The following is a 6000-nucleotide window of genomic DNA, read 5'->3' on the forward strand; positions in this document are numbered from 1 at the left end:
GCGTATGACTCTAACCACGAGATTCTTAGTCAGTTGACTTTGATAGTCGACTGACAATCGATTCGATATCAATTTTTTCTAAACCTTGATTAAATATTTTGTTGATGCTTTGCCCTTGTGGCTGATTTTTAAACGCCATGTATAGCATTTTATTTTCTAGTAACTTGGCATTCATTCGTAAACGTTTCCTTAACAAGCTTTCTCTTACATCAATACTAATCAGATACTCTAAAACATTTGGATCTATCACCGCGACATCCAATCGACCTTTTGCCACCTTGTGAATGTTCCTTGCATCGTTAGCGGATGCCTCGACTTGGAGTTCACCAGCTTTAACCATATTGTCGAACTCTGTTGTATTGATATACCCTTGCACTACACCTATTCGAAAGTGCTTCAAATCTGATAACGTCTCCCACCGAACTGGGTAACGAGTGTTTTCTACTAAGCCTAATGGCCCACTACCGATAGGATCCGAGAAAATAAACTCTGAGTTTTCAAAATAATATTCTGGAAAATACCCAACATATTTGTCGGATTTTGAGGCTAACGCCACAGCGCGAACCCATGGTTGAAAATCTACAACCAGCTCATACCCCATCGCCGCAAATGCCTCTCTAGCCACCGCTACTGAGTAGCCATTCTCAGGGAGATCCGTACCAGAATATGGCGGCCACTCCAATGACGTCATATAGATCTTCTGATTAGCCGTTACCATTGAAGAAAACACAACGGCCCATAACCACAAATACCATTTCATGAATGCCCCTAAAACTAGGATCGGATAACTCACTCACTATTAATCATAGACACAATTAACGCCATTCTGTAAACATTCAACACGAATAGGCACACAGCATAAACTCGAAAAACTAACAGTTGATTATTTCATAGGTCTTCCACATAGTTAGTTAAATAAAAACGTATCGAACAAGGGCTTAGTGTGAAAACAATATTGATTATTGGCGGTGGTTGGCTCGGTAAACCTCTCGCCCATTACCTCGAAACCATAGGCCACAAAGTGTTTGTAAGCCGCACAACAGACAATGGAGTTAGAGAACTCGAGTCACAACAACTATCGGGGGTGACAATAAATTTACAAAGCGAATCTACCAGCCTTGTTAAAACCATAGAAAAAACGCATGCGGAGATTGTGATTGGCTGTTTCCCCCCTGGGTTTCGTAAAGGCAACGGCACACAATACGCAGCTCAATGGTTGTCACTTGTTCAAGCCTGCCAAGTTGCTCGCGTCACCAAAATCGTCATGGTCAGTTCAACCACTGTCTATCCAAATTTGGTGCAAGCATTAGATGAAGAGTATGCGTCTTTATCGAATGCTCTTAACAGCGATGTGTTTACTGACAACGCAAGAGTAATGCTTCAGGCAGAGCAACATGTGATTGATTCTGGTCTAGAGTACGGTATTGTACGCTGCAGTGGATTAGTTGGCCCAAATCGCCACCCATCTCGCTTCGTCAACAAATTGAAGCAGGTTAGTGACCTTGCCCCTGCTAATATGCTCCATCTAACAGATGCCATTGGAGCCACCAGCTTCCTAGCATTGAACTGTAAGAATGTAGTAGCCAATGCAACCACCCCAAATACCGTTAGCAAAGCAGAATTTTATCAAGCAGCCCTCGACAGTGTTCAATCTGATGCATCGCTTCCCCCTATCGTGCAACGTGCAGACAAACGGATATTGGCTGATCGCTTGATAAGCTTAGGCTATCGCTTTCACTATCAACACACGCTTGAACTCGTTTAATCTAGGGAGAGACAATGAGAACAAAGTTGTTTCAGCACATTGAAAGCCTATGGGAATACATGCAACTTTCCCAGCCTCTACAACAATCAGACTGCTTGTTTGTACTCGGCAGTAACGATGTTCGCGTTGCCGAGTACGCTGCGAAACTATATCTGGAAGGCTGGGCAAAGAAAATCATCTTTTCAGGTGGTCAAGGGCGTCTAACAGACGGTCTGTTTGACCAATCAGAAGCACACACATTTGCGGCTATCGCGAGAGATCTTGGTGTGCCAGCTAGTGATATCATTCTCGAAGATAAGGCCACCAATACCGGTGAAAATGTGCTATACACCGCTAAAGTTTTAGATAAGCTCAATTTAGACCTTCGATCGTTTATCTTAGTGCAAAAGCCTTATATGGAAAGACGTGCATACGCTACATTTATGAAACAATGGCCGAATACCGTTGAGAATGTCTGTGTAACCTCGCCCAAGACGATGTTTGTTGACTACTTCAATGAGGACATTTCTTTAGATTTAACGGTAACTGCCATGCTAGGAGACTTTGAAAGAATCAAAGCTTACCCCAAAATGGGCTTTCAGATTGAGCAAGAAATTCCTGCGCATATCGAAACGTCCTACCTTGCTTTAAAAAGCATCTTTAGCTGATACAAAAAAGCCAGAGCATGCTCTGGCTTTTCTCTTGAATAACGCTACTTTAATGAATAGCTTCTTCTTTCTCGCTTAAGTAAGTAAACTTGAGTTCATCTTTCTTCAGGTTCACTTTTACTGTACCACCATCAACCAAGGAACCAAATAGCAATTCGTTGGCCAAAGGTTTCTTAAGCTGTTCTTGGATAACACGTCCCATAGGACGAGCCCCCATCGCTTTGTCGTAACCTTTTATAGCCAGCCAGTGGCGAGCATCATCCGATACCTCAAGTGACACTCCTCGCGCATCCAACTGCGCTTGCAGCTCAACAATGAATTTATCGACCACCTGGTGAATAACATGTTCATCAAGGCTATTAAACCAAATGATGTTATCCAGACGGTTGCGGAATTCAGGAGTAAAGACTTTCTTGATTTCCGACATCGCATCATGACTATGATCTTGCTGGATAAGACCAATGGATTTCTTAACGGTCTCTTGAACACCTGCGTTAGTAGTCATGACCAGAATGACATTACGGAAATCGGCTTTACGACCATTGTTGTCTGTCAGTGTGCCGTTATCCATAACCTGAAGCAGTAGGTTAAAAATGTCTGGGTGCGCTTTTTCAATTTCGTCCAGAAGCACAACGGAGTGTGGATGCTTGATCACTGCATCAGTCAACAAACCACCCTGATCATAACCGACATAACCAGGAGGCGCACCGATCAAACGGCTCACTGAGTGGCGTTCACCATATTCGGACATATCAAAGCGAAGCAGTTCGATGCCCATCAATTTCGACAACTGAACCGTAACTTCCGTTTTACCTACCCCTGTAGGACCAGCAAATAGGAATGAACCTACAGGTTTATTATCGGCACCAAGGCCAGCTCGCGTCAGCTTGATGGCTTCGCTTAGTACATCGATCGCATCATCTTGACCAAACACTAGCATCTTCATCTTCTCATCAAGATTCTGCAAAATCTCTTTGTCAGAAGAAGACACCGATTTTTCAGGAATACGTGCCATTTTCGCTACCATGGCCTCAATATCGGCCACACCAACGGTTTTCTTACGACGGCTTGCAGGCGCTAGACGATGGCGAGCACCAGCCTCATCAATCACGTCAATGGCTTTATCTGGCAAGTGACGCTCGTTGATGTATTTGGCCGAAAGTTCAACGGCAGCACGTAATGCCTTGTTGGTGTAACGAACCTCATGGTGGGCTTCGTATTTAGGTTTCAGGCCCATCAAAATTTTGGTGGTATCATCTAGAGATGGCTCAACAATATCTATCTTCTGGAAACGGCGAGATAGTGCACGTTCTTTTTCAAAGATATTGCTGTATTCCTGATACGTGGTTGAACCGATACAACGTAATTTACCGCTACTCAACAGAGGCTTAATCAAGTTAGCAGCATCAACTTGACCACCAGACGCCGCACCAGCACCAATAATGGTATGAATTTCATCGATGAAAAGAATCGCATCATCTTCTTTTTCAAGCTGCTTCAAAATTGCTTTAAAACGTTTTTCAAAGTCACCACGATATTTGGTGCCAGCCAGTAGCGAACCAATATCCAAAGAATAAATTACACTGTTTTTAATAATTTCAGGAACTTGTCCTTCAACAATTCTCCACGCTAAGCCTTCCGCAATCGCAGTTTTACCAACACCCGCTTCACCGACTAGAAGTGGATTGTTTTTGCGGCGGCGACACAATACTTGAATGGTTCTTTCTAGCTCTTTATCTCGGCCAATCAAAGGATCAATCTGACCTTGTTTAGCCAGCTGGTTCAAGTTGGAAGCAAAGCTTTCCAAACGTTCTTCTGAGCCTGCTTCCTCAGTATTATCACTGCTACTGAAAGAATCCGATGAAGAGGCATCATCACTTGAGCTTGAAGCTTTAGTGATTCCATGGGAAATAAAGTTAACAATATCTAGACGACTTATATCATTCTTTTTAAGAAGGTAGGCCGCATGCGACTCTTGTTCACTGAAGATTGCGACTAAAACGTTAGCGCCAGTGACTTCACTGCGCCCTGACGATTGCACGTGGAACACCGCACGTTGCAAGACACGTTGAAAGCTCAAAGTAGGTTGGGTTTCACGAGTTTCATCATTTTCAGGGATAAGTGGTGTGGTCTGATCTATGAAGATATCTAACTCGTTTCGAAGGGCATTAATATCTGCCTGACAAGCAAGAAGGGCTTCCCTTGCTGCATCGTTTTCCAACAATGCTAGCAGGAGGTGCTCGACGGTCATAAACTCATGTCGTTTGTCTCTAGCGCGAGAGAATGCGCCGTTTAGACTCGACTCTAACTCTTTATTCAGCATAAGTACCTCCTTTGGCAGCAACTCATGTTGCTTGATTCAGCTTTACGCTTGCTCCATTGTACAAAGCAAAGGATGCTCATTTTCTTGAGAATACATAGTGACTTGCGCTACTTTGGTTTCTGCGACTTCCGCGGTGTATGTGCCACATATCGCTTTGCCTTCGTAATGCACTTTGAGCATCACTTGTGTTGCCTTGTCTATATCCATAGAGAAAAAACGCTCTAGGATGTCAATAACAAAGTCCATTGGCGTGTAATCATCGTTATTCAAAACAACGTTATACATGGACGGCGGCTTTACTTTTGTTTTTTCTAGCTCCAGTAAATCAGAGTCTGGAGTGACCCATTCAAATTGCTTGCTCATGACTAATCGTGTTTAGAAAGTTGCTTAAGGTAATTTTACCACTTCACTGCGCAGAAGTTATCGATTTAGCTCTTATAAGTAAGAACAATTTGAGCCAAGCAAATTTACGCCCTTACTTAGAGACTAATGCAGCAATTGTATCGCTGCAAATAAAAGATTTCTATTAAACTGCATTCTCTATCTAATTGATTAAAAAGACACCAAAAACCATTCACTCCATTAATAGAACAGACCGGATTACCCTGAAATTCTTTGCAAAAATGTAAACCACAAAGGTGATTTGTTTGCAAATATGTTGAGTGTGATACGTTTTTCCTATTGACTGAGTTCAATCATTGGCTACATTGGTCAAATAGTGACTTAAAATTTGGCAGCGGCTGAATGGATATTCACTTTCTGTTTACACACGGAATTCATCGTGTAATCACACAACTTCAGTAACAATATGCATGAGGGATGTATAGCATGGCTACAGGTACAGTAAAATGGTTTAACAATGCCAAAGGATTTGGTTTTATCTGTCCGGAAGGTGAAGACGGGGATGTCTTTGCTCATTACTCCACCATTAAGATGGACGGGTATCGTACTCTGAAAGCAGGTCAACAAGTCACATTTGAAGTAGAAGAAGGACCTAAAGGGTATCACGCCAGCTCTGTGGTGCCCGTAGAAGCTCAAGCCATTAAATAACACGCTGCCAATGTCGTTCATCGGTGTAAACTACCGGTGGATCGCAACCAAAAAACCCGCCAATTGGCGCAACGTAGTTCACTTAAGAGGAGCTGCGTAGCGATTAACAGGGTATCGGGTCTTTGATATTTTTACCGCCCTAGGCCGATTTGGCTTAGGGCGTTTGTCTATAAAGAGGATAGATAAATCTCCTCGAAGGCTCTTTAAGCGTTTCG

Annotated in this window: 6 protein-coding genes; 3 read left to right on the forward strand and 3 right to left on the reverse strand. The window is 43.0% G+C overall.

The window, feature by feature from the left end; all coding sequences use genetic code 11:
• Positions 1-25: 25 nt before the first annotated feature.
• A complete protein-coding gene (locus L1D15_RS15105; RefSeq protein WP_239876317.1) occupies positions 26-760 on the reverse strand; it encodes a transporter substrate-binding domain-containing protein in 735 nt (244 codons plus the stop codon).
• 183 nt (positions 761-943) lie between these two features.
• Between L1D15_RS15105 and L1D15_RS15110 the strand changes: the two genes are divergently transcribed.
• On the forward strand, positions 944-1765 hold the full coding sequence (locus L1D15_RS15110; RefSeq protein ID WP_239876318.1) for an NAD(P)H-binding protein: 822 nt from the start codon (positions 944-946) through the stop codon (positions 1763-1765).
• Between the two features lie 14 nt (positions 1766-1779).
• Complete coding sequence (locus L1D15_RS15115) at positions 1780-2412, forward strand: YdcF family protein (RefSeq protein WP_239876319.1); 633 nt, start codon at positions 1780-1782, stop codon at positions 2410-2412.
• Between the two features lie 49 nt (positions 2413-2461).
• On the opposite strand, the gene clpA is transcribed toward L1D15_RS15115, so the two are convergent.
• On the reverse strand, positions 2462-4735 hold the full coding sequence (clpA, locus tag L1D15_RS15120; protein ID WP_239865740.1) for an ATP-dependent Clp protease ATP-binding subunit ClpA: 2274 nt from the start codon (positions 4733-4735) through the stop codon (positions 2462-2464).
• Positions 4736-4777: 42 nt separating this feature from the next.
• Entirely contained in the window at positions 4778-5098 is a 321-nt protein-coding gene (gene clpS / locus L1D15_RS15125) for an ATP-dependent Clp protease adapter ClpS (RefSeq protein WP_239838261.1), read from the reverse strand.
• A 465-nt stretch (positions 5099-5563) separates the two neighbouring features.
• Between clpS and cspD the strand changes: the two genes are divergently transcribed.
• Positions 5564-5785, forward strand: a complete 222-nt coding sequence (gene cspD, locus L1D15_RS15130; RefSeq protein WP_006962882.1) for a cold shock domain-containing protein CspD — start codon at positions 5564-5566, stop codon at positions 5783-5785.
• The last annotated feature ends 215 nt before the right edge of the window (positions 5786-6000 follow it).

The sequence above is a fragment of the Vibrio sp. Isolate25 genome, from assembly GCF_022398025.1.
GTDB lineage: Bacteria > Pseudomonadota > Gammaproteobacteria > Enterobacterales > Vibrionaceae > Vibrio > Vibrio coralliilyticus_A.

Bases quoted from the DNA above. Each gene is read 5' to 3' on its own strand.
- L1D15_RS15105 (WP_239876317.1), bottom strand. From the start codon at position 760: ATGAAATGGTATTTGTGGTTATGGGCCGTTGTGTTTTCTTCAATGGTA.
- L1D15_RS15115 (WP_239876319.1), top strand. From the start codon at position 1,780: ATGAGAACAAAGTTGTTTCAGCACATTGAAAGCCTATGGGAATACATG.
- clpA (WP_239865740.1), bottom strand. From the start codon at position 4,735: ATGCTGAATAAAGAGTTAGAGTCGAGTCTAAACGGCGCATTCTCTCGC.
- clpS (WP_239838261.1), bottom strand. From the start codon at position 5,098: ATGAGCAAGCAATTTGAATGGGTCACTCCAGACTCTGATTTACTGGAG.
- cspD (WP_006962882.1), top strand. From the start codon at position 5,564: ATGGCTACAGGTACAGTAAAATGGTTTAACAATGCCAAAGGATTTGGT.